Annotated in this window: 24 protein-coding genes and 1 pseudogene; 17 read left to right on the top strand and 8 right to left on the bottom strand. The window is 38.0% G+C overall.

Annotated features, from left to right (window positions below; all coding sequences use genetic code 11):
* Positions 1-49 precede the first annotated feature (49 nt).
* From HMPREF3129_RS11630 to HMPREF3129_RS11615, 4 genes are all read left to right on the top strand, one after another.
* Positions 50-892, top strand: a complete 843-nt coding sequence (locus HMPREF3129_RS11630) for a 23S rRNA (adenine(2030)-N(6))-methyltransferase RlmJ (protein ID WP_004246852.1) — start codon at positions 50-52, stop codon at positions 890-892.
* 145 nt (positions 893-1,037) lie between these two features.
* A complete protein-coding gene (gorA, locus tag HMPREF3129_RS11625) occupies positions 1,038-2,390 on the top strand; it encodes a glutathione-disulfide reductase (RefSeq protein ID WP_004246853.1) in 1,353 nt (450 codons plus the stop codon).
* 413 nt (positions 2,391-2,803) lie between these two features.
* Positions 2,804-4,225: an NAD(P)/FAD-dependent oxidoreductase gene (locus HMPREF3129_RS11620; protein WP_004246855.1), complete on the top strand. Its 1,422-nt coding sequence runs from the start codon at positions 2,804-2,806 to the stop codon at positions 4,223-4,225.
* Positions 4,226-4,265: 40 nt separating this feature from the next.
* Positions 4,266-4,763, top strand: a complete 498-nt coding sequence (locus tag HMPREF3129_RS11615) for a RidA family protein (RefSeq protein WP_004246856.1) — start codon at positions 4,266-4,268, stop codon at positions 4,761-4,763.
* Positions 4,764-4,849: 86 nt separating this feature from the next.
* On the opposite strand, the gene mobB is transcribed toward HMPREF3129_RS11615, so the two are convergent.
* Entirely contained in the window at positions 4,850-5,368 is a 519-nt protein-coding gene (mobB, locus tag HMPREF3129_RS11610) for a molybdopterin-guanine dinucleotide biosynthesis protein MobB (RefSeq protein ID WP_004246857.1), read from the bottom strand.
* A gap of 11 nt (positions 5,369-5,379) precedes the next feature.
* A complete protein-coding gene (gene mobA, locus HMPREF3129_RS11605) occupies positions 5,380-5,964 on the bottom strand; it encodes a molybdenum cofactor guanylyltransferase MobA (protein ID WP_004246859.1) in 585 nt (194 codons plus the stop codon).
* Between the two features lie 218 nt (positions 5,965-6,182).
* Between mobA and HMPREF3129_RS11600 the strand changes: the two genes are divergently transcribed.
* The 5 genes from HMPREF3129_RS11600 (at position 6,183) to polA (ending at position 12,307) form a co-directional block, all read left to right on the top strand.
* Positions 6,183-6,452, top strand: coding sequence for a YihD family protein (locus tag HMPREF3129_RS11600; RefSeq protein WP_004246861.1), 270 nt, complete (start codon positions 6,183-6,185; stop codon positions 6,450-6,452).
* A 14-nt stretch (positions 6,453-6,466) separates the two neighbouring features.
* The gene (locus tag HMPREF3129_RS11595) at positions 6,467-7,462 is read left to right on the top strand and encodes a serine/threonine protein kinase (protein WP_004246862.1); all 996 of its coding nucleotides are present in this window, start codon (positions 6,467-6,469) and stop codon (positions 7,460-7,462) included.
* Between the two features lie 20 nt (positions 7,463-7,482).
* Complete coding sequence (gene dsbA, locus HMPREF3129_RS11590) at positions 7,483-8,106, top strand: thiol:disulfide interchange protein DsbA (protein WP_004246863.1); 624 nt, start codon at positions 7,483-7,485, stop codon at positions 8,104-8,106.
* Positions 8,107-8,787: 681 nt separating this feature from the next.
* Entirely contained in the window at positions 8,788-9,186 is a 399-nt protein-coding gene (locus HMPREF3129_RS11585; RefSeq protein WP_004246864.1) for a SemiSWEET family transporter, read from the top strand.
* 322 nt (positions 9,187-9,508) lie between these two features.
* A complete protein-coding gene (gene polA, locus HMPREF3129_RS11580; protein WP_036920139.1) occupies positions 9,509-12,307 on the top strand; it encodes a DNA polymerase I in 2,799 nt (932 codons plus the stop codon).
* Positions 12,308-12,528: 221 nt separating this feature from the next.
* On the opposite strand, the gene def is transcribed toward polA, so the two are convergent.
* Positions 12,529-13,047: a peptide deformylase gene (def, locus tag HMPREF3129_RS11575; protein WP_004246867.1), complete on the bottom strand. Its 519-nt coding sequence runs from the start codon at positions 13,045-13,047 to the stop codon at positions 12,529-12,531.
* 286 nt (positions 13,048-13,333) lie between these two features.
* Here def and HMPREF3129_RS19170 point away from each other — a divergent pair, with 286 nt between their 5' ends.
* Positions 13,334-13,381, top strand: coding sequence for a small protein SpfP (locus HMPREF3129_RS19170; protein WP_438361642.1), 48 nt, complete (start codon positions 13,334-13,336; stop codon positions 13,379-13,381).
* 124 nt (positions 13,382-13,505) lie between these two features.
* Here HMPREF3129_RS19170 and yihA read toward each other — a convergent pair whose 3' ends face one another.
* Positions 13,506-14,129, bottom strand: a complete 624-nt coding sequence (gene yihA / locus HMPREF3129_RS11570; protein ID WP_036919241.1) for a ribosome biogenesis GTP-binding protein YihA/YsxC — start codon at positions 14,127-14,129, stop codon at positions 13,506-13,508.
* A 274-nt stretch (positions 14,130-14,403) separates the two neighbouring features.
* On the opposite strand from yihA, the gene ppiA reads away from it, so the two are divergent.
* The 3 genes and pseudogenes from ppiA (at position 14,404) to HMPREF3129_RS11555 (ending at position 17,259) form a co-directional block, all read left to right on the top strand.
* Positions 14,404-14,976, top strand: coding sequence for a peptidylprolyl isomerase A (ppiA, locus tag HMPREF3129_RS11565; RefSeq protein WP_004246869.1), 573 nt, complete (start codon positions 14,404-14,406; stop codon positions 14,974-14,976).
* A 372-nt stretch (positions 14,977-15,348) separates the two neighbouring features.
* Positions 15,349-15,924, top strand: coding sequence for an aminodeoxychorismate synthase component II (locus HMPREF3129_RS11560; RefSeq protein WP_004246870.1), 576 nt, complete (start codon positions 15,349-15,351; stop codon positions 15,922-15,924).
* Between the two features lie 117 nt (positions 15,925-16,041).
* A pseudogene (locus HMPREF3129_RS11555) lies at positions 16,042-17,259 on the top strand (aspartate aminotransferase family protein).
* A gap of 87 nt (positions 17,260-17,346) precedes the next feature.
* Here the strand turns inward: HMPREF3129_RS11555 and crp are convergent.
* A complete protein-coding gene (gene crp / locus HMPREF3129_RS11550) occupies positions 17,347-17,979 on the bottom strand; it encodes a cAMP-activated global transcriptional regulator CRP (RefSeq protein WP_004246872.1) in 633 nt (210 codons plus the stop codon).
* 312 nt (positions 17,980-18,291) lie between these two features.
* Between crp and HMPREF3129_RS11545 the strand changes: the two genes are divergently transcribed.
* Positions 18,292-18,699 carry an OsmC family protein gene (locus HMPREF3129_RS11545; protein WP_004246873.1) on the top strand — a complete coding sequence of 136 codons (408 nt, stop codon included), beginning with the start codon at positions 18,292-18,294 and terminating at the stop codon, positions 18,697-18,699.
* An 88-nt stretch (positions 18,700-18,787) separates the two neighbouring features.
* Here HMPREF3129_RS11545 and HMPREF3129_RS11540 read toward each other — a convergent pair whose 3' ends face one another.
* The 3 genes from HMPREF3129_RS11540 to HMPREF3129_RS11530 form a co-directional block, all read right to left on the bottom strand.
* The gene (locus HMPREF3129_RS11540) at positions 18,788-19,657 is read right to left on the bottom strand and encodes a phosphoribulokinase (RefSeq protein ID WP_004246875.1); all 870 of its coding nucleotides are present in this window, start codon (positions 19,655-19,657) and stop codon (positions 18,788-18,790) included.
* Positions 19,658-19,730: 73 nt separating this feature from the next.
* The gene (locus HMPREF3129_RS11535) at positions 19,731-19,952 is read right to left on the bottom strand and encodes a YheU family protein (protein WP_004246876.1); all 222 of its coding nucleotides are present in this window, start codon (positions 19,950-19,952) and stop codon (positions 19,731-19,733) included.
* Positions 19,949-20,929, bottom strand: coding sequence for a hydrolase (locus HMPREF3129_RS11530; protein ID WP_004246877.1), 981 nt, complete (start codon positions 20,927-20,929; stop codon positions 19,949-19,951). The genes HMPREF3129_RS11535 and HMPREF3129_RS11530 overlap by 4 nt, the downstream gene beginning before the upstream one ends.
* A gap of 99 nt (positions 20,930-21,028) precedes the next feature.
* Here HMPREF3129_RS11530 and HMPREF3129_RS11525 point away from each other — a divergent pair, with 99 nt between their 5' ends.
* The 3 genes from HMPREF3129_RS11525 to HMPREF3129_RS11515 form a co-directional block, all read left to right on the top strand.
* Complete coding sequence (locus HMPREF3129_RS11525) at positions 21,029-21,634, top strand: LysE family translocator (protein ID WP_036919237.1); 606 nt, start codon at positions 21,029-21,031, stop codon at positions 21,632-21,634.
* Between the two features lie 712 nt (positions 21,635-22,346).
* A complete protein-coding gene (locus tag HMPREF3129_RS11520; protein WP_036919230.1) occupies positions 22,347-23,207 on the top strand; it encodes an SIS domain-containing protein in 861 nt (286 codons plus the stop codon).
* A gap of 148 nt (positions 23,208-23,355) precedes the next feature.
* Positions 23,356-24,601, top strand: a 1,246-nt coding sequence (locus HMPREF3129_RS11515; RefSeq protein ID WP_254668251.1) for a methyl-accepting chemotaxis protein, incomplete at its 3' end; no start/stop codon positions are given.

Genomic DNA, 24,601 nt, shown 5'->3' with positions numbered 1-24,601 from the left:
AGAGTAAGTTAATTACTTTGCTATGCCCATTTCTAACGGAAGATAAAGAATGCTGAGCTATCGTCATAGTTTCCACGCTGGCAACCACGCCGATGTATTAAAACATATTGTTCAAACCCTGATTATTGAGTCTTTAAAAGAGAAAGAAAAACCGTTTCTTTATTTGGATACTCATGCTGGCGCTGGACGTTATCAGCTCACTAATGCACATGCGACTCGCACGGGAGAATACTTAGAAGGCATTGCACGCTTATGGCAACAAGAAGAGGTGCCTGAACTTATCTTGCCTTATTTGGAGGCGGTCGGTTCGTTAAATACATCTGATGAGTTACGTTATTATCCCGGCTCTCCTTTATTGGCTGCTAAATTACTGCGTGAGCAAGATCTGTTAATGCTAACTGAATTACATCCCACCGATTTCCCTTTATTACGTACGGAATTTTCTCGCGATAAACGTGTGAGAGTGTGTCGGGAAGATGGCTTTGGACAATTAAAATCAAAACTCCCTCCCGCCAGTCGTCGTGGGTTTGCTTTAATTGATCCACCTTATGAACTTAAACAAGATTATAGTGCGGTTGTTAAAGGCATTGTGGAAGGCTATAAACGTTTCGCCACCGGGACCTATGCAATTTGGTATCCTGTTGTGCATCGCCAACAAATTAAACGGATGCTAAAAGAGCTAGAGGCCACCGGTATTCGTAAAATTCTGCAAATTGAGTTGGCAGTGAAACCAGATAGTGATCAACTAGGTATGACAGCATCAGGTATGATTGTTATTAACCCACCTTGGAAATTGGCATCACAAATGGCGTCTATCTTGCCTTGGCTACATAAAACCTTGGTTCCTGAAGGTACTGGACACACATTAGTTGAATGGGTTGTACCAGAATAAATCATTTATTACTGTTTTACCTATTACTGTAAAAGCGAAAACCTAACCTGCTAAGTAATAAAATTTGTCATAATAGACTTTATTACATGAAAGAATTAGCCTGTTAGGTACCTATTTTTCTACAGATAAATGGATTAGATCAATTATGAGCAAACATTACGATTATATCGCCATCGGTGGCGGTAGTGGTGGCATCGCATCAATCAATAGAGCGGCTATGTATGGCCAAAAATGTGCATTAATTGAAGCGAAAGCGCTAGGTGGCACTTGCGTTAATGTCGGTTGTGTCCCGAAAAAAGTGATGTGGCATGCTGCGCAAATTGCCGAAGCAATTCATCAATACGGTCCTGATTATGGTTTTGATACTACAGTAAACCGTTTTGATTGGGATACATTAATCAGTAGCCGTACTGCTTATATTGATCGTATCCACCAATCTTATGAACGTGTATTAGGTAATAATAAAGTTGATGTTATCCAAGGCTTTGCCCGTTTTGTTGATGCGCATACTATTGAAGTAAACGGTGAAAAAATTACCGCAGATAATATACTTATCGCCACGGGAGGCCGTCCTATTCAGCCAAACATTCCAGGGGCTGAATATGGTATTAACTCTGATGGTTTCTTCGAACTTAGCGCATTACCAAAACGTGTTGCTGTTGTGGGTGCCGGCTATATTGCTGTTGAATTAGCGGGTGTATTAAATGCGTTAGGGAGTGAAACACACTTATTTGTGCGTAAACATGCACCATTACGTAGTTTTGATCCACTAATCGTCGATACGCTGGTGGAAGTAATGGAAGCGGAAGGGCCTAAATTACACACCCATGCAGTTCCTAAAGCTGTGGTTAAAAATGCCGACGGTAGCTTAACGTTACAACTTGAAAATGGCTTAGAGCAGACGGTAGATACTTTAATTTGGGCGATTGGTCGTGAACCTGCTACAGATAATATCAATTTAGCGGCTACGGGTGTTAAGCTAAATGAAAAAGGGTATATTCAGGTTGATAAATTCCAAAATACCAATGTGCCCGGTATTTATGCCGTAGGTGATAACACAGGTGCGGTAGAATTAACCCCTGTTGCGGTAGCCGCTGGACGTCGTTTATCAGAGCGATTATTTAATAATAAACCTAATGAACATTTAGATTATACCAATATTCCAACAGTGGTATTTAGTCACCCAGCTATTGGTACTGTGGGTTTAACGGAACCTCAAGCTATTGAGCAATATGGCGCTGAGCAAGTGAAAGTCTATAAATCTTCTTTTACTGCCATGTATAGTGCAGTGACACGCCATCGTCAGCCTTGTCGGATGAAATTAGTCTGTGTGGGTGCTGAAGAAAAAATTGTCGGAATCCACGGTATTGGTTTTGGCATGGATGAAATGTTGCAAGGTTTTGCAGTGGCATTAAAAATGGGTGCCACGAAGAAAGATTTTGATGATACTGTTGCTATCCACCCAACGGCGGCGGAAGAATTTGTGACAATGCGTTAATTTTTTCACATTTAATTAAAAAGCGAGTACTACTATAGTGGTATTCGCTTTTTATTTTAGCTAATCGTGCTATCGAGTCTATTTATTTTATCAGCATAAATGGTCGCTTTAAATACAACATCAGTCGTTAAATGTTAATAAAATATTTATGCCCTTTCTGATCAATACCTCCATCTAAGACATACTTTTCCTTTTAATTCAAGTTAATACTTATTTCGACTCTTTTGTTCCACTTTATTATCAATAGGTTTTTTTTTATAAGTAACCATAATGTTTCTAATGGTATTATGTCCTATTAGTATTATTAACAAATTATTATATTCATTAACATTATAATAAAACATGATATTATAAAGCCTCTAAAAAATAATCTAATAACAATATAAATAGTAAGACTATTACTGAGGTAAAAGATGAACATTTCAAGGAGAAAGCTACTTTTAGGTGTTGGTGCTGCAGGCGTTTTAGCAGGTGGTGCGGCTTTAGTTCCAATGGTTCGCCGTGACGGCAAATTTGTGGAAGCTAAATCTAGAGCATCATTTGTTGAAGGTACGCAAGGGGCTCTTCCTAAAGAAGCAGATGTAGTGATTATTGGTGCCGGTATTCAGGGGATCATGACCGCTATTAACCTTGCTGAACGTGGTATGAGTGTCACTATCTTAGAAAAGGGTCAGATTGCCGGTGAGCAATCAGGCCGTGCATACAGCCAAATTATTAGTTACCAAACATCGCCAGAAATCTTCCCATTACACCATTATGGGAAAATATTATGGCGTGGCATGAATGAGAAAATTGGTGCAGATACCAGTTATCGTACTCAAGGTCGTGTAGAAGCGCTGGCGGATGAAAAAGCATTAGATAAAGCTCAAGCGTGGATCAAAACAGCTAAAGAAGCGGCAGGTTTTGATACACCATTAAATACTCGCATCATTAAAGGTGAAGAGCTATCAAATCGCTTAGTCGGTGCTCAAACGCCATGGACTGTTGCTGCATTTGAAGAAGATTCAGGCTCTGTTGATCCTGAAACAGGCACACCTGCACTCGCTCGTTATGCCAAACAAATCGGTGTGAAAATTTATACCAACTGTGCAGTAAGAGGTATTGAAACTGCGGGTGGTAAAATCTCTGATGTGGTGAGTGAGAAAGGGGCGATTAAAACGTCTCAAGTTGTACTCGCCGGGGGTATCTGGTCGCGTTTATTTATGGGCAATATGGGTATTGATATCCCAACGCTCAATGTATATCTATCACAACAACGTGTCTCAGGGGTTCCTGGTGCACCACGTGGTAATGTGCATTTACCTAATGGTATTCATTTCCGCGAGCAAGCGGATGGTACTTATGCCGTTGCACCACGTATCTTTACGAGTTCAATAGTCAAAGATAGCTTCCTGCTAGGGCCTAAATTTATGCACTTATTAGGTGGTGGAGAGTTACCGTTGGAATTCTCTATTGGTGAAGATCTATTTAATTCATTTAAAATGCCGACCTCTTGGAATTTAGATGAAAAAACACCATTCGAACAATTCCGAGTTGCCACGGCAACACAAAATACGCAACACTTAGATGCTGTTTTCCAAAGAATGAAAACAGAATTCCCAGTATTTGAAAAATCAGAAGTTGTTGAACGTTGGGGTGCCGTTGTGAGTCCAACATTTGATGAATTACCTATCATTTCTGAGGTCAAAGAATACCCAGGCTTAGTGATTAACACGGCAACAGTGTGGGGTATGACCGAAGGCCCAGCAGCGGGTGAAGTGACCGCTGATATTGTCATGGGCAAGAAACCTGTTATTGATCCAACGCCGTTTAGTTTGGATCGTTTTAAGAAGTAAACCCTTGTTTTACTGTAATTAAACACATTAAGGAGTTTTCATGCGCTATAAAAGTCTACTTGTTGCTTTACCTTTCGTGTTTGGTGTAGCAAGTGCAAATGCAGCGGAGAATGTTGTGCATCATAAATTAGACGGTATGCCTATTTCAGAAGCAGTTGAAATTAACGCAGGTAATAATCTGGTTTTCTTAAGTGGTAAAGTGCCTACTAAGAAATCCGCAGATGCACCAGAAGGTGAATTAGCTTCTTACGGTAATACCGAAGAGCAAACTATTAATGTTTTAGAACAAATCAAAACTAACCTGAATAACCTTGGTCTTGATATGAAAGACGTGGTTAAGATGCAAGTATTCTTAGTTGGTGGTGAAGAGAATAACGGCACTATGGATTTTAAAGGCTTTATGAACGGTTATTCTAAGTTCTATGACGCTTCAAAAACCAATCAATTACCAGCACGTTCAGCATTCCAAGTGGCTAAGTTGGCTAATCCAGCATGGCGTGTAGAAATTGAAGTGATTGCAGTTCGTCCTGCTAAATAAAGACACCCTGTATTTTACCTTATTTTAAGGTAAACCAATTTTATAAAACGCTAGAGAAGGGCAACTTTCTTTAGCGTTTTTTATGGCTATTTTTTTTCCGTTAGCCACTGAATAATAAAATCAGCAATAGCTTCTGGCGAATTAATATCTAGCAGTGGGAGGGATGTGTCTAAATCACTATCACTAGCTAGTGCAATCACATGTTCATCCAGTAACTCATTAACACTTCGCTCATTGATATGACGGTAAAGTGCAATTTTAGGGATAGCCTCTGTTTTGAAACCTTCCACTAAAATCATATCGAGTTTACTTGCATCAAAACGAGAAGCGAGATAGTACAAATCCAGCTCAGCTAAATCAGGGGTTTCGGTCATTAATGCCCAACGTTGTTGACTAGCGACTAATGTTTGTTCGGCTCCGGCTTTTCTAAGTTCATAGCTGTCTTTGCCTGGTTTATCGACATCCATATCATGATGGGTATGTTTTATCATACCAACCCGAATATTTCTGTTACGCAACAAAGGAATAAGTTTTTTTAGTAAGGTTGTTTTACCTGTACCACTCCAAGCGGTGATCCCTAATAGCGGTAACTGATTTTGTGTCATCTTATGAGCTCCTATTTTGCTATGTGATTGGCGTTTGCTATATCTTCAGGTGTGTTTAAATTAATAAAGGCTGCGGCCTGATTAGCAAATAAAACCGGTTTAGCGGCGATTTGGCGCATAAATAGCATTAATTTACGGTCACCTTGAGCGAGATAAGCCTCAAGTGTTGGAATAAGACAACGATTTAACAGTGCCAGTGTTGGGTGCTCTCGCTGCCCATCGTCGGCATAGACGGCTAAGGCATCCCCTTTGTGACGATAGAGCGTTTCAACCAAGTTGCTAGGAAAATAGGGGACATCACAAGGAACAAACACAACCCAAGGGGTTTGAGCTTGTTTTAATAATGCCAGCATTCCAGCTAAAGGACCGGAAAAATCGCTGGTTTCATCGGTGATAACAGGATACTGGCTTTGGCGATAGCGTTCCAGATTACGGTTTGCACTAATCAGAATAGAGGCAACCTGTGGTGATAACTTTTGGGCAATATGGAGGTATAAAGGTAGCCCATGTAAGAGTTGAAGCCCTTTATCAGCGCCTCCCATTCTAGTAGCTTGGCCACCGGCGAGTATACCGCCTGTGATATTCTGGTTTTTCATAGTCAATATTTGTGAATGAGTTTGCGAAAAATTGCGAACAATACTTATCAAGTAAAGACGATATAGTAATAGAAAGCACGAACTTATTCTGGTTACATGTAAAGCAACAGCAATTTTTTTAAAAAAGCGTAATATTTACGCAGATTGACAGAGGTTGTCTTTTTCTCTTAGAGAATACTTGGTACTTTGTTGTTATTTTAATAATAAGGATTTTTTGTATGAAATGTCACCGTCTTAATGAAGTGATGGAATTATTGCACCCAGTATGGGAAGAGCATTCTGATTTAAACTTAGTTCAATTATTACAGAAACTGGCGGATGAAGCAGGTTTTAAAGGTCAACTTGCTGATCTAACTGATGATATTTTGATCTATCATCTAAAAATGCGCAATACCGCACCCACAGATGTTATTCCTGGGCTCAAGAAAGATTATGAAGAAGATTTCAAAACAGCTATTTTACGTGCTCGCGGTGTGATTAAAGATTAATTTCAGGATAGGACATGGCCATATCTGCCTCATTTAATTTTCAAGGATTGTCTCCCGATAGTATTTGGGATGCGCTAATTAATATTGGGTTTTATCCTGATTCAGGGCTGACGGAATTAAACAGCTACGAAAATCGTGTTTTTCAGTTTATGGATGAGCACAAACAACGTTATGTGGTGAAATTTTATCGTCCTCAACGTTGGAGTTATTCACAAATAAAAGAAGAACATGAATTTGTTTTAGCGCTAAAAGAGGCACAGGTTTCTGTCGCAGCGCCTATCGAGGTAAAAGGCGAAACAGTTCATCTTTCTAATGAAGGGTTTTATTTTGCATTATTCCCAAGTATTGGGGGAAGAGCATATGAAACTGATAATCTATTTCAGCTTGAAGAGGTGGGGCGGACATTAGGACGTATCCACCAAATAGGTAGAAAAAAGAGCTATCAATATCGGCCGACACTGTCTGTTGCGGACTATTTGGTCGCGCCAAAATTAGAATTTGAACAAAGTGATTTAGTTCCAACGCAATTAAAATCTCAATTTATTGATGCTATTGATAAAATTATTCATGAAGTGAGTCCTAAATTATCAGACTCAACATGGAAAAAATTACGACTACATGGGGATTGTCATCCCGGCAATATATTGTGGCGTGATGAAGTCGTTATGGTTGATTTTGATGATTCTCGTATGGGAAGTGCAATTCAAGATTTTTGGATGTTATTAAGTGGCTCAAAGCAAGATCAGCTTATACAGCTAGATACATTGCTTGAGTCTTATAATGAATATCAAGATTTTGATGTGAGAGAACTATCATTAATTGAACCTCTACGTGCGATGAGAATGGTGCATTATATCGCATGGGTATTAAAGCGCTGGAAGGATCCTGCTTTTCCAAGAACCTTTGTTTGGTTTCAAGAGCAAGACTTTTGGTTTAAACAACTCGCTTTATTTAAAGGGCAAGTGGAGCAATTAAATGAGCCACCTTTACAACTTAGCCCAATGTATTAATTTTTAGGAGATAATACGAAATGAAAAAAATTTGGCTGGCGTTAGCAAGTATGGTGTTAGCATTTGGTGTTTCAGCTGCCGATATTTCTGAAGGTAAGCAGTATACAAACCTTTCTAAGCCTGTTGCAGGTGCTCCACAAGTGGTTGAATTTTTCTCTTTTTATTGCCCTCATTGCTATCAGTTTTCTGAAGTGTATAAGGTCAATAGCACAGTTGAAAAAAATGTACCAGAAAACACCAAAATGGCTCGTTACCACGTTGACTTCTTAGGGCCGTTAGGTAAAGAGATGACCCGTGCATGGGCGGTTGCTATTGCATTAGGTGTTGAAGACCAAGTCTCTCCAGCCTTATTTAAAGGAATACAAGAAACACAATCTATTCGCTCTGTTGATGATATTCGCACTACCTTTATTAATGCAGGGGTAAAAGCGGAAGATTATGATGCAGCAATTAATAGTTTTGTGGTTAACTCATTGGTAAGCCAACAACAAAATGCGGTAACTGATTTCCAAATTAATGGTGTACCGGCAATGGTTATTGATGGTAAATATAAAATGAAAAATGATGGCATTAGTGCTAAATCACCAGAAGAGTATGCAAAAGCTTATTCTGATGTCGTCAATCAATTACTGATGAAAAAATAATTGATAAGTTATTGCTAATTGATAGATAAGTAGAAATAGCTACCAATGTTAGATAAAAATGGCACCCATTGTTTGTGAGTGCCATTTTTTTATTCTTCATATTTCCTTCATAATATAACTATCCACATTAATTGATGTATATCTAATTAATTCAATATAATTAGTAATGCATCGTAAGTCATTGATTTTTTAATTATGTTAATAAAGTGAAAATAGACTTAATCACTTAATATAGATAGGGTTACAAAAATACTCACAGAGTTATCCACAGGATATTCATGAATAACGCAAACAATGTAATGTCAGGGAAATAGTCTGTAATATTACTGTAAATAAATATTAACGAACTGACTCTTTTGGTTCCTTGTTTATGGTTGTGTTGCGCTAATTTTTTTAGGTAAAGAAGCAATAACTTGTTATATTTTAGTTTATTATTTTCCGTTGCTAAGTGTAATTGCTTAGTATTTGGAAATGTTAATATAGTTAACCTCTTAGAATAATGAAGAATGTAGATTTTATGTTAATAATGATTATTTATCATTTAATTTAACTGCTTTATTCTCCCATTTTGCTTATTTGACAATATTCTTTTACTTATGCTAGAACTGGTAATAGTTATATTTATTATCCAACATAAAAAATTCATTCTTATATATTGGATAAATAACAGTAGGAGGCGTGATGCAAAACGAAACAGATCCTGAAAATCTTACTTTACTCGATGAATCTACCTCAACAAGCCTTGTTCCTTATCGTGGAATTAGATTAGCGAATAACCCAATAAATAAATTAATGAGGAAAATTAAACAGAAACTCGCCACGCTAAATGAAATTAATATTGTCACATTAGTCAGTTGGATAGCAACAGTCACTGCCTGTGGTATGTATGTCTCTTATATTCCACAAATAATGGACAATCTTAATGGCATTAAAACTAGCCCATTTCAGCCTTTTGTTGCAGCCATAAACTGTTTATTATGGACTTATTATGGCGTGAAAAGTAAAGAATATCCCGTTGCGATTGCTAATGCTCCCGGTATTCTATTCGGTACTATTGCTTGCCTTACTGCAATTATTTAATTAATTAACTATACCGTATTTTATTACCGTATTTTATTAAAAATAATATAGAGAATATAAATAATCATATATTATTGAGGTGTTTCTATATTATTTTTAGTCATTATTTTGTATAAAACGAATAATATTTATCGTCTTTTTATTAAGATAAAATTGATCTGCTTGATTTATTCGAATCAATGATTGTCGGTGACTAACCGATAATTATATCTGTTTATCGTGATAAGAAGTTTGTCAATAATCTCAGGTAATATTCGTCTATTGCGTTGCAATGTGGCATTCTAGTCATATCAATGAACCTCAGAACAATGATGAACAGATTATGGTCCAGATAGCAGAAAACCCCTTTATCCTTGTAGATGGCTCTTCATACCTTTATCGTGCCTATCATGCTTTTCCTCCGCTAACTAATAGCAAAGGAGAACCCACAGGGGCGATGTATGGTGTGTTAAACATGCTACGCAGCCTAATAATTCAGTATAAGCCTAGTCATGTGGCGGTTGTGTTTGATGCTAAAGGCAAAACATTCCGTGATGAGTTGTATGAGGAATATAAATCTAATCGCCCACCAATGCCAGATGATCTGCGTGAGCAGATTGAGCCTTTGCATGAAATGGTTCAAGCGATGGGCTTACCGTTACTTTCTATTACTGGCGTTGAAGCTGATGATGTGATTGGCACATTGGCATTAAAAGCAGCCAGTGATGGTCGTAATGTGTTAATCAGTACCGGTGATAAAGATATGGCACAGCTAGTTACGCCCAATATCACACTTATCAACACGATGACGAATGTTATTTTAGGCCCCGATGAAGTTAAAGAAAAATATGGGGTGCCACCGGAGTTGATTATCGACTTTCTCGCACTGATGGGTGACTCATCAGATAATATTCCCGGTGTTCCAGGCGTAGGTGAAAAAACAGCATTAGGGCTATTGCAAGGACTTGGTAGCTTAGAGGATATTTATCAACAGCTTGATAAAATAGCCACATTGAGTTTCCGAGGTGCGAAAACACTTGGCGCTAAAATGGTTGAACATGAGAAAGTTGCCAAACTTTCTTATCAATTAGCGACAATTAAAACAGATGTAGCGCTTGATAAAACCTTTGATGACTTAGTGGTTAATGAACCTAATTTAGATAAGTTACTTGAAATGTTTACGCGTTATGAATTTAAACGCTGGATAAGTGACTTACAAAATGGTGGTTGGTTAGCTCAACGCAGTAGCCGTAAAGCGCCAGTCCCCTATAGTGCAGAAGTCGCAACACCCAAAGAGCAGCCAACTGCAGACAATTTCCCGGTTATCTCTCAAGAGAACTATGAGTCTATATTGACTCATGAAAGCTTAATGCGCTGGGTTGAGGTACTGAAAAAAGCGCCCGCCTTTGCTTTTGATACTGAAACAGATAGCTTGAATAATATTGATGCACGTTTAATCGGTCTGTCATTTGCGGTAGAGCCTGGCAAGGCCGCTTATATTCCATTGCGTCATGATTATCTAGATGCACCAGAGCAATTACCTGTTGATGAGGTACTAACTGCTTTAAAACCGATTTTAGAAGATAAAACCATCTTAAAAATTGGGCAAAACCTGAAATTCGACCGCGGCATTATGGAAAATGAAGGCATCGAATTAAACGGTATTTATTTTGATACCATGTTGGAGTCTTATGTCTTAAATAGTGTGAGTAGCCGCCATGATATGGATACCTTAGCGGAAAAGCATTTAAATCATAAAACGACGACATTTGAAGAGATTGCTGGTAAAGGTAAGGGGCAACTTACCTTTAATCAGATTGAGGTTGAACAAGCGACCTTATATGCAGCGGAAGATGCTGATATTACCTTGTTACTGCATCAAGCGCTTTATCCTCAAATAGAGGCGATTGCACCGCTAAAACACGTTTATCACGATATTGAGATGCCATTAGTCCCTGTGCTTTCACGCATGGAGCGTAAGGGCGTATTGATTGACGCACAAGTGCTTGCCATGCAATCCCAAGAAATCACTCAACGTTTAGCTGAGATTGAAAAAGAGACATTCGCGTTAGCAGGGCAAGAATTTAATCTCTCTTCACCTAAGCAATTACAAGAGATTTTATTTGAAAAACTCAATCTTCCTATTATCAAGAAAACACCAAAAGGTGCTCCTTCAACAAATGAAGAAGTGTTAGAAGCGTTAGCGCATAGTCATGAGTTACCTCGTTTAATTTTAGAACATCGTGGATTGGCAAAATTAAAATCGACTTATACGGATAAATTGCCGTTGATGGTCAATAGTAAAACTAAGCGGGTGCATACTTCATATCATCAGGCGGTGACTGCGACAGGACGTTTATCTTCTCGTGATCCTAATCTGCAAAATATTCCAGTAAGAAATGAAGAGGGGCGTCGTATTCGCCAAGCGTTTATTGCCCGTGATGGTTTTAAAATAGTTGCTGCCGACTATTCTCAAATCGAATTACGTATTATGGCGCATTTATCGCAAGATAAAGGTTTGCTTGATGCTTTTGCTCAAGGGAAAGATATTCACCGAGCTACTGCATCTGAAGTGTTTGGTATACCTTTAGACGAAGTCACCTCAGAACAACGTCGTAGTGCGAAAGCGATCAACTTTGGTCTTATTTATGGTATGAGCGCATTTGGTTTATCACAGCAGATTGGTGTTGAACGAAAAGAAGCACAGCGATATATGGATCTCTATTTTGAACGTTATCCAGGGGTATTAGATTATATGGAGCGTACCCGTAAACAAGCGTCACAGCAAGGCTATGTGGAAACGTTAGATGGACGCCGTTTATATCTGCCAGAGATTAACTCTAAAAATGCGATCCGACGTAAAGCATCAGAGCGTGAAGCGATTAACGCACCTATGCAGGGAACGGCAGCCGATATCATTAAAAAAGCAATGATTGCGGTGGATAATTGGATCTGTCATGAATGCCCTGATGATGTACATATGATTATGCAGGTACACGATGAATTAGTGTTTGAGGTACGAGAGTCATATTTAGAAAAAGCAAATGCGATGATCCATAAACTCATGGAAAGTAGCATGGAGCTTGCTATTCCACTGAAAGTCGAAGTCGGAGTCGGTAATAACTGGGATGAAGCCCATTAATGACGAGATAACACTTTGTTTATAATAGATATCAGTATGGTTTTTTAACTGATGAATTTAAGCGGGATAGCCATAAGGTTTTCCCGCTTTGCTATATTTAAAGCTTGGGAAGGGGCAATAGGAAGTGTGGGGGGATAAAAAATAAAAAGCCCAGTTGTTTGACTGAGCTTACACTATAAAAGTCATTAGTATTAACAATATCAAAAGTTAAATACATTCCATTAAGCAACTTGGGTGCTGTTGAGTTTGCTTAATTTTTTCTGTTTTTTCTCGATACGTTGACGTTTTAACGGCGATAAATGGTCTATAAATAGTTTACCATTGAGGTGATCTAGCTCATGTTGAATACAGCCAGCAAAGAGATCGGCTGCTTCTAGCTCGATTTCATCACCATTTCTATCTAGTGCTTTGACTTTTAAGTAGCGAAAGCGTTGTGTGGGAGCAAAAGAGTCTGGGATAGAAAGACAACCATCCATCATATCCATTATTTCATCTTCAGTACTGATAATTTCTGGGTTAATAAGAGCAATGGGTTGATCTCTATTTTCAGAAACATCAATAACGACAATACGTTTAGAGACATTAACCTGAGGAGCCGCTAAGCCAATTCCTCTTTCTGCGTACATGGTTTCAATCATGTCATCGATTAATGTGCGTATTTCGTCATCTACTTTTTCCACAGGTGTAGCAACTTTGCGTAGTCGCTCATCAGGAAAATGCAGTAGCGTTAATACAGCCATGAATACCTCATTTTATCGCTAATTTACAAATTTATTACGGTCTCGCGATAAGCCTATCACAAAATTAGTCTGTATAAACCGCACATTTTGTGTGATTTGTTTTATTTTTAAGCACTTTTTACAGGTGATTTAGATCTCATAAATATGTAATTAAACTACATTTATTGAGCATTTGAATACATAAACATCAAGCTGAATCGTGTTTGCATGTGAAAAAAAATTACAAAAGGGCTTTTATTAGCCAAAAAAATAGAGTACATTATCTCTTGTAGGGTACAGAGGTAAGATGTTCTATCTTTCAGACCTTTTACTTCACGTAATCGGATTTAGCTGAATATTAGCTGCCCCAGTCGACTTTATTTCGACTGGGGCATTTTTTTATCTAAAATTTGCACGAGTGATTAATGCTAAGAATGGAAGGGGAAGCCATATTTTCCCCTAATAAAGCGGATAGTGAGTTAAGCTTCTGTCTCTGGTTCGTTAGTATCAGTAAACCACTCATTTAACGTATTACGTAATTTATCAATGCCTATTTTTTTCAAAGAAGAAAAACATTCAACACGTATATCACCTGATTTTTCTGACAGTGCATTTTGTACCGCCATTAACTGCTTTTTACGTGCCCCTGATGCTAATTTATCCGCTTTAGTGAGCAAGACGAGAGTCGGAAGCTCTGAATCCAGCGCCCAATCAATCATCTGCATATCGAGATCTTTTAATGGATGACGGATATCCATTAAAATAACAACTCCTTTTAAGCACTCTCTTTTTTGCAGGTATTCACCTAAAGAGCGTTGCCATTTGCGTTTCATCTCTTCGGGGACTTGAGCATATCCGTAGCCAGGTAAATCGACTAAACGTCGTCCTTCCTCAATTTGAAACAGATTGATAAGTTGAGTACGACCGGGTGTTTTACTGGTTCTTGCCAATCCATTTTGTTGCGTTAGTGCATTTAACGCACTGGATTTACCCGCATTAGAACGACCCGCAAAGGCAATTTCAATTCCTGTATCTGGTGGTAAATGGCGGATATCAGGTGCACTGATAATGAAATGTGCTTTTTGGTAATTAAATTGGGTCATTATGGTATAAGCCTCTCTGAAATAATGCGCTTCCTCATGCATACTAAGATGAGTTTTGCATAGAGAATCGAAAATCGATTAATTAACTATTCCCTCTATTTTGGCGTAATTTAGCGACTTATAACAGTAATTAAACATGAAAATTTACCCTGTTATGATGTAAATGCGTTTATTGTGCGTAAATAAAGGTAAATGATTGGCACTATTTGCCCCAGCGAATTAAAATCGCTGCATATTAAGTAAGTTGTAGACTATTAAAGTAAAGGATCCCTGCATGTTAAAACGTTTTTTTGTCACTCTCGTTACCGCTTGCACCTTGACAACCACAAGCCTTGCAATGGCTGCAACGGGAGAGACCTTTGTTAAATTAGTCACATCTGAAGGCAATATTGAACTGTCACTGGATAATAAAAAAGCCCCTATCACAACGAAAAATTTTATTCAGTATGTCGAAGATGGTTACTATAACGGGACCACTTTTCATCGAGTGATCCCCGGATTTATGATCCAAGGTGGGGGATTTACGGCAGATTTGCAACAAAAGCAGACACGAGAGCCGATTAAGAATGAGGCTGATAATGGCTTACGTAACTTAAAAGGCACCATTGCAATGGCTCGTACATCAGATAAAGACAGTGCCACAAGCCAATTCTTTATTAATGTTGCTGATAATGCCTTTTTAGATCACGGTCAACGTGATTTTGGTTATGCGGTGTTTGGTAAAGTAGTGAAAGGCATGGATGTTGTCGATAAAATTTCACAAGTGCAAACCCGCAATATTGGTCCTTACCAAAATGTACCCGTTAAAACCGTGACGATTTTATCCGCTGAGGTGGTTAAAGAATAATGGGTGATTAGGTTAGACACTTCTCTAGCCTAAGTCAGTCAATGAACAGATATCCAGAATGCGTTCTCACATTCTGGATATTGTCGATCAAAAAAATTATTTCTGATCTTTGTTTTTGACATATGATCTTCTATTACCGCGCTTGTTTGCTTTATTTATCTCTTAATTGATGAATAATCACCGTCATTATTGTTATTGCGCAATAAATCAACAGCTTTTCTTACTTACTATTTATATTTTACACCTGTGCTATGATAATCGGCTTCGTTGTATCCAGGTCGGTTGAATAACGAGCTATTTTGTCAGGGATATAACGGTTTCAAAATAGCATTAAAACAGATAATGATAATAAAATCAGTCGGATAAGCTAATATGCTGTTACTTATTGATAATTACGACTCGTTTACCTACAACCTTTACCAGTATTTTTGTGAACTGGGGGCGGAGGTTGTTGTTAAACGTAATGATGAGATTGGGCTTAAAGAGATAGAAAAGATGATGCCATCACATCTTGTTATCTCTCCGGGACCTTGCACGCCAGATGAAGCAGGGATCTCTCTTGAGGCGATACAGCGATTTGCCGGGGAAATACCTATTTTAGGTGTTTGCCTTGGTCATCAGGCGATTGGGCAAGCTTTTGGTGCATCCGTTATCAGAGCCCGTGAAGTGATGCATGGCAAAAATTCATTAATACACCATAATCAGCAAGGGGTGTTTAAAGGGCTTAATCGACCTTTAAGCGTTACCCGTTATCACTCTTTAGTGATTGATGCGACAACCTTGCCTGTCCCTTTTGAGGTTACAGCATGGAGCCAACATGACGGGAATGTTGATGAAATTATGGGGATACGTCATCGTACTTTACCCATTGAAGGTGTGCAATTTCATCCTGAAAGTATTCTGAGTGAACAAGGGCATGAGTTATTAAATAATTTTCTTAAATATTAATTGGATAATGAAAATTTAGCGTCATTATCCACTTTTATATCAAACCTTATTTGATTTTTTATTCATATTTAGTGATTATATTTTCATTGTATAGCTAAATGTCGGTCAGGTGGGGTAATGATAAATCAACGTATTAATAGGGCAACTTACGATCAGGTAATGTTGCCAATTTATTCACCAGCAGATTTTATTCCTGTTAAAGGGCAAGGTAGCCGTGTTTGGGATCAACAGGGAAAATCCTATATTGATTTTGCTGGTGGTATTGCTGTTCTAGCGCTTGGGCATGCGCATCCACTATTGAATAAAGCACTGCAAGAGCAAAGTGAGAAGCTTTGGCATGTAAGTAATGTGTTTACTAATGAGCCGGCATTATGTTTAGCTCAGAAATTAATCCAACATACTTTTGCTGAACGTGTCTTTTTTGCCAATTCTGGGGCAGAAGCGAATGAAGCCGCACTTAAATTAGCACGACATTACGCTATTACCCGTCATAATCCTTATAAAACTAAGATAATTGCCTTCCACCACGCCTTTCATGGTAGAACATTTTTTACAGTCTCTGTAGGGGGACAACCTAAATATGCGGATGGTTTTGGTCCTAAACCTGCGGATATTATACATGTCCCTTTTAACTCTCTTGATGCTGTAAAAGCCGTGATTGACTCTCATACTTGTGCCGTAATACTGGAGCCTATCCAAGGTGAGGGCGGAGTGACACCGGCGACAGCGGAGTTTATGCATGGCTTACGTACACTATGTGATAAGCATCAAGCGCTATTAATTCTTGATGAAGTACAAACGGGTATGGGGCGAACCGGCAAACTATTTGCTTATATGCACTATGATATACAGCCCGATATTATTACCAGTGCCAAAGCATTAGGTAGTGGTTTTCCTCTCAGTGCGATGTTAACCACCGAGGATATCGCTTCGGTAATGGGGGTAGGAGCACATGGTACGACTTATGGGGGGAACCCATTAGCCTGTGCAGTAGGCAATGCTGCTTTTGATTGAATCAACACTCAGGCGGTATTAGAAGGTGTCAGTGAGCGTCATCGTTGGATAGTGGATGAATTGCAGGCGATAAACCAAACTTATGCTGTGTTTTCTCAAATTCGTGGACAAGGCTTATTAATTGGCGCGCAGTTAGCACCACTGTATGCAGGTAAAGCAAAAGAGTTACTTGCACTGGCCTCTAAGCATGGCTTAATGATGTTAAATGCCGGGGCTGATGTAATACGCTTTACGCCAGCGTTGATTATTACCCTCGAAGAGTTACAAGAGGGCATGAATGCGTTACGAAAAGCGCTTGATGAGTTTGTAAAAGCAGAGTGAATTCAAATGTAAAACCCCATCATTGCGATGGGGCTTCATACAAAATAATCACTGTCCATCAGTTAAATGGGCTGTTTTCAATGCAACTTAACGAGTACCGTAAACAACGATAGTTTTACCGTGTGCTGAAATGAGGTTTTGATCTTCCAGCATTTTTAAAATACGGCCTACAGTTTCACGTGAACAACCTACAATTTGACCGATTTCCTGACGTGTAATTTTAATTTGCATGCCATCAGGATGCGTCATTGCATCAGGTTGTTTAGCTAAATTTAATAAAGTTTGTGCAATACGACCTGTTACATCAAGGAAAGCAAGGTTACCTACTTTTTCTGATGTGGTTTGTAATCTATTCGCCATTTGAGCGGAAAGGCGCATCAGAATGTCAGGATTGACCTGAATTAATTGGCGGAATTTTTTATAGGAAATTTCTGCTACTTCACAGGCTGTTTTTGCTCTAACCCATGCACTACGTTCTTGATCTTCTTCAAATAATCCAAGTTCACCGATGAAGTCACCTTGGTTTAGGTAGGAAAGGATCATCTCTTTTCCTTCTTCATCTTTAATAAGAACAGCCACGGAACCTTTAACAATATAATAAAGTGTTTCCGCTTTTTCACCTTGGTGGATCAGCGTGCTCTTGGATGGATATTTGTGAATATGGCAGTGTGACAAAAACCATTCAAGAGTCGGGTCTGTTTGCGGCTTGCCGAGAACCATTCGCGTTATCCTCTGTACGTTAATGCAGCCTTTCAAAACGGATTGACACCCTTTTGATACAGCGTGCTTAAAATCCTATCTTTACCGATTAACTTCCTGAGAATTCGGAAAGTTAATAAGGAATAGATTATAATAAATGAGAAAATAATGCATTGATCTTAACCACTATCATCAAGCAGATATTGTTTTTAACACAGTTAACGCATTAAGTCTCGTTTTACGCAGTCAGCATAATAAACCTATTTGCTAATTGCTAGTTGAATTATGAGAATGTACTCTTTTAGTCTTAGTTGTATTTAGGGGAAAAATAAAATGGAAGCACGTGTTAAATGGGTTGAAGATTTATCTTTTGTTGGCGAATCATCTTCCGGCCATCAAGTTATGATGGATGGTAATTCAGGTGATAAAGCGCCTAGTCCGATGGAAATGGTATTAATTGCTGCGGGTGGTTGTAGTGCTATTGATGTGGTGAGTATCTTACGTAAAGGTCGCCACCAAGTCACTGATTGTGAAGTGAAATTAACATCAAAACGTCGTGAAGAGGCACCTCGTTTATTTACCGATATTAATTTACATTTCATTGTTTCCGGCAAAGCGTTGACAGATAAAATTGTTGAGCGAGCTGTACAATTATCAGCAGAAAAATATTGCTCTGTTTCTTTAATGTTAGGAAAAGCGGCCAATATTACGCACTCTTTTGAAATTAAAGATCCTGAATAAATTTGATATTTTAAAATAAATTTTAATATATAAAATAATATCCCTAAAATACGGGGATATTATTTTCGTCACAAATAACATATCTATTTTAGCTAATTTTTTCACCATTCAATAATTTCTTCACCAGTGGTGCCATGATTAATTCCATCGCTAAGCCTAATTTCCCTCCTGGAACAACAATAGTATTGATAGTCGACATAAATGAACCATGCAACATTGCCAATAGATAGGGGAAATCGATATCCGTTAAGCCACGAAAGCGAATAACAATAAAACTTTCATCCAGTGTTGGAATAGCTTTAGCTGAGAAGGGATTAGAGGTATCCACCGTAGGAACGCGTTGGAAATTGATATGAGTGCGAGAAAACTGTGGAATGATGTAACTGATATAATCATCCATCGAACGGACTACAGAATCTCTCACCGCTTCTTGAGAGTGCCCGCGCTCTGTGGTGTCTCTAATTAATTTTTGTATCCATTCAAGGTTAACAATAGGCACAACACCGACTAATAGGTCAACGTGTTGAGCGACATTATGTTGATCGGTAACGACTCCACCATGCAATCCCTCATAAAATAAAATATCTGTTTTTTCTGGCAATGCTTCCCAAGGTGTAAATGTCCCAGGTAATTGGTTATAAGGGGTTGCTTCATCATAAGAATGAAGATATTTGCGAAATTGCCCTTGCCCTGTTTGGCTATAGTGACTTAGGGTTGAACTTAATAAATTAAAGTCATTGGCTTCAGGGCCAAAATAGCTGATATGCCGTCCTTGCTCTTTCGCTTTTCTAATGGCCATATCCATTTCAGGGCGTGTATAACGGTGAAAACTATCCCCTTCAATAGAGGCTGCATGGGCGTTGAGTTGCTGAAATATTTTACGAAAAGCTTGGCTGGTTGTAGTAGTACCTGCACCACTTGAACCAGTAACAGCAATAATAGGGTGTTTGATTGACATATCATGTTCCTTTTCAAAATAAGGGCTATACCTTATTGTTAAATGTGATGTGATAGTGCCAACTTAGGTAAGATCAATCAGGGCGAAACTGTGCAGCTGGCATAATGTTGACGCTTTCATGAAGCTCAGACCACACTAACACGGCCTCACCAGAGACGAGTTGTTTTTTTACGTCGGCAACTTTTTGTTCAAGCGTTTTCTCTTGCATACCATAATCAGTCCCTTCTCGTAAAACGAAACTTTCAATCAAGTTATCTAGCGTTTCGGTTGATAGTTCTTGCCAAGGGATGATCATTTTACTTTCTCCAAATAGGTTGATAGCCAGTCGGGGATACGTTTTTCAAGCCACATTACAGGCTTAGAGAGTTTTCCACTAACAAAACCTACATGCCCACCAAATTCTGTTAATTGGTATTCAATATTTTTGGGTAATGTTGTGATATCAGGTATCACTTCTGTAGACATAAAGGGATCATCTTTGGCGTGAATGATAAGTGTATTTTTTTTGATCTGATTGAGTAAAGGGAGAGCGCTACATTGACGATAATAATCAAGGGCGTCTTTGAAACCGTGAATTTTTGCCGTGATCAGATCATCAAATTGACGTAACTTTTTAATGGATTTAATGGTTAATAGACTAATAGGTAACGATTGGGGATAGCGGATCAATTTGCGAGTTGCATTGCGTTTTAACCCTTTCAGTAAATACCATTGATAGAAGCGCGAAAATCCTCGCTCTATTTTGGTTGAGCAAGGTTCTAACATCAAAGGTGCTGACACTATAACAGCAGCATCTAATACCGCATTTTCACCACTTTCGGCAAGATAATAGGCCAGCATATTGCCTCCTAAAGAGTAACCTACCGCTGCGGTTGGTTGTTCGCCAAATTGCTCTTTTAACCAATTCAGAAAATAGCGGGCATCTTCTGTTTCACCAGAATGATAAATACGTTTTTGCCGATTGGGTTCGCCACTGCAGCCTCGAAAATGCATGACAACACCTAGCCATCCTCGCGCTTTCGCCGCGGCTAGCATGCCGTGAACATAAGGGCTATTAAAGTTACCTTCCAAACCATGAAAGATAACTAAACGGGGCTTATGTTGCGCTGTTTTGGGTTCTTCACTCCATGCTAAGTCGACAAAATCATTATCAGGCAAATTAAGCCGTTGCCAATAAGGCGTTAATAGCGGCGTTCTTCGCACTATTCGAGGCAAAAGTGTCTGTAAATGGGGATTCTTAGCCCAAGGTATTGGATCAAAATATTGAGACATAGTTCCGTTTATTAAAATGAATTAATGCTTGTTTGCTAAATAACATACTGCTATTTTCGGTGAAAATAAAACATCTGTCACATCTTTGAGCATTTCACTATGACAATTAGCCTAGTTGTTTCGTTGAGCGTTTTCCTTTTTATTGCAGCCATTACGCCCGGACCTAATAATTTACTATTAACCTCTTCGGGGGCTCATGTTGGTTTAAAACGCTCTTTAACGTTGATGGCAGGCATTATCGTCGGAATGCAATGTGTATTACTTAGCTCTGCGTTTGGTATTGCGACATTATTGATTATTTATCCTGCATTGCATATCGGTTTAAAGATTATTGGTAGCATTTATCTTTGTTGGTTAGCTTGGAAAACAGCAACCGCTTCTTATCAACGATTAGATATTTCAAGTAAAGTGCCCCAAACAGTGACGGCGTTTCAAGGTGGATTATTGCAATTTTTAAATCCAAAAGCTTGGATGATGGGACTAGGCGCCGTAGGAAGTTTTAGTTTAGCCGGTGATGGTTATTTGGGATCGATTGGTGTAATTAGTGTTGTGATGTTGGTGGTAAATTTTATCGCTGGTATGGTATGGATTTTAGGTGGAACATTTATCAGTCGTTTTTTACAAAGCAGACGAGCATGGTTCTTATTTAATATTATAATGGGGATATTAACCGCCATGTGTATTCCATTGATTTGGATTGAATAAATATAGGCTAAAATAAATGATTTAATTTCTTTTTATTGTTGTAAATAATATTTTTTTTAGTTTAGTTAGTCTCTTGTTTTGTTGTATTGCATTTAATTAGATAATTTAGCTATGTTGAGTCATTTTCTACGATTATTATTATACCCAAATATGTTATTTAATCACACATTACACATAATTATTTATTACCGTTGTTGATGATTATCTATTAATAATATTAAGTATGATTAAAGTGTTGTTTTGTGTATTTCTTGATTATTTTATCTTTTATTTTAATCGTAGCTGTGACAAGGAATTATTTATTCCGTTTGATTGACTATGGTTGTTGAGTGTTTATTGGTTGTTTATTTTTATTAACATTAATTTTATGATTATTTATCAATGGGATAAAATTTTATTATTATGCTATATATTGATATTTAATGGAGTTTTATCTGCAGTGATATTAAGGAATAAATTATTTCAAAAAACTAAAAAAAATTTAAGCATTATTTATAATTTGTTTAAAAATAGATGTGCTTATACGTAAAATTTTAGATAAAATCATAAACAGAATTATTATAAAGGTATTGTTAATATTATTAACATTTTCTATTGAGTAGATGATGTTTTTAATTCACTTTACCATTAAAAATTAATTATTTAATACAATTAAATTTGTTAATAATTAAATCATTATAAAAATAGTATAATTTAAGTGGATTATGTCATTATGCCTACATTAACGAAGATAGCGTGGATAAAACCAGGGATGGCGACAAATCAACGTAAAATAGCGGATTATATTTTAGAACACCCTGAAAAAATCGTGACTTTATCATCACAGCAATTAGCCGAAATTATGGGAGTCAGCCAATCAGCAGTAGTGAAATTTAGTCAAAAGATAGGATTTAAAGGATTTCCTTCTTTAAAGCTGGCTATCAGTGAAGATTTAGGCCGAAAAAATGCTAATTCAGAAAAAAATTCCAGCATATTACATAACCAAATAGATTCAGAGGATAGCCTGGTTGTTATTGCGCAGAAATTAGCACAAGAAAAAAATAATTCAATTCGGGATACCACACGTCAAATTAATTATCACCAGTTTGAACAAGTGATCCAACAGATTGATGACGCCTCTCGGGTACAAATTATAGGTATTGGTGGATCAGGTTTAGTTGCCAGAGATTTAAGTTATAAATTACAGAAAATAGGTATTACGACTTTAATTGAAACCGATCATCATGTACAAATTTCTGTTGCTCAGATGTTAAGCCCTCGGGATTTACAAATTGTGATCTCTTACAGTGGCAAAAGAAAAGATATGCTGGTCGCTGCATCTGTGGCTAAAAAACAAGGTGCTAAAATTATAGCGATCACAGGAGAAAAACATTCACCACTAGGTCTGATGGCCGATTATATATTAGAAACTATTGCTGATGAAGGTGAGTGGCGTAGTGCTGCTATTTCTTCTCGCACTGCACAAAACACCATTACCGATCTTATCTTTATGGCATTATTAAAGAAGCGTGATGAAAATGCGAAGGCTTTAGTATTAAGCTCTCAAGCACTAATTAATAGTCTGGATGATTAATTTATTTGAACTGATTCAAATTTTTAATATTTAAAAGTTAATATTTACATTTATTTCTAAAGTTATTCTCTTTGTAGCCGAAACGTTAGTTATTTAGCACGTGTTTTTTTATTGAGATATCTCATTTCAATGACGAGGAGAGTAACTAATGCGTAACAATCAACCGGTGACACAGCGAGAATATCCGGTAGCTGAAAACGCAACACTGATGTCAACAACCGATGTTAATGGCAATATTATTTATGCTAATGAGGATTTTGTTGAAGTCAGTGGTTTTTCAGCACAAGAGTTAATGGGGCAACCCCATAATATTGTCAGACATCCAGATATTCCTGCTGATGTATTTAGAGACATGTGGAAAACATTAAAGCAGGGGGAGGTTTGGACGGGAATAGTTAAAAATAGGCGCAAAAATGGCGATCATTATTGGGTAAGGGCTAATGTCACCCCTATTATTCGTCAAGGTAAAATTCAAAGTTTTATGTCAGTGAGGACGGCGGCAAAAAAAGAAGAAGTAGAACAAGCCGCAGCACTGTATGCCGCTTTTAACCAAGGTAAATATCCCTCTCACACTTTTTCTAAGGGGGCTTTCATTTATAAGGGCTGGAAAAGTTGGCGCTCATGGAAACAAACACTCTCACTAAAGCAGCGTGTACGCTTACTTCTTTTATTACCATTTCCTTTTATATTATTAAGTGTTTGGTTTGCTGGTTTAAATGGTTGGGGTTTATTCATTCATACCGCTATCTTACTTTCACTATTGATAGCCAATGAGCGAATTTTTTATTTTCAAGTAGTGAAGCCGATTATGATCCTTAATAAACATGCTAATCGGGTGGCTACAGGTGATGAACACAACGTTGATTATCTTGATCGTATTGATGAAATTGGTATGACTCAACGTTCTGTAAACCAATTAGGGCGGATGTTTCGTTGGCTTGTGAACGATGTCAGTCATCAAATCCATCAAGTTGCTTTTTCTTGTGATCAATTAGCAGCGGGGAATCGTGATCTCTATACGAGGACTGAACAAACTGCAAGTCATGTTGAGACTACTGCGTCAACCATGAATCAATTAACCACAGCGGTGAGTAATAATAGTGAAACGGCAGGGCAGGCTAATAATTTATCTAATATGACTTGCAAGGCAGCAATACAAGGCGGAACAGCAATGGATACTATTGTGCATACGATGGACGATATTGCGAAAAGTTCTGAGCGTATCAGTAATATTATTGGTGTCATTGACAGTATTGCATTTCAAACCAACATATTGGCATTAAACGCTTCGGTGGAAGCCGCCAGAGCAGGAGAGCAAGGACGCGGTTTCTCTGTGGTAGCCAGTGAGGTGCGTAATTTAGCGCAACGCAGTGCAGAGGCGGCAAAAGAGATCA

This window comes from Proteus sp. HMSC14B05 (genome assembly GCF_001808035.1).
GTDB lineage: Bacteria > Pseudomonadota > Gammaproteobacteria > Enterobacterales > Enterobacteriaceae > Proteus > Proteus mirabilis.
Note: the sequence above shows the minus strand (reverse complement) of the source record. Positions and strands in the feature narration are given on the sequence as shown.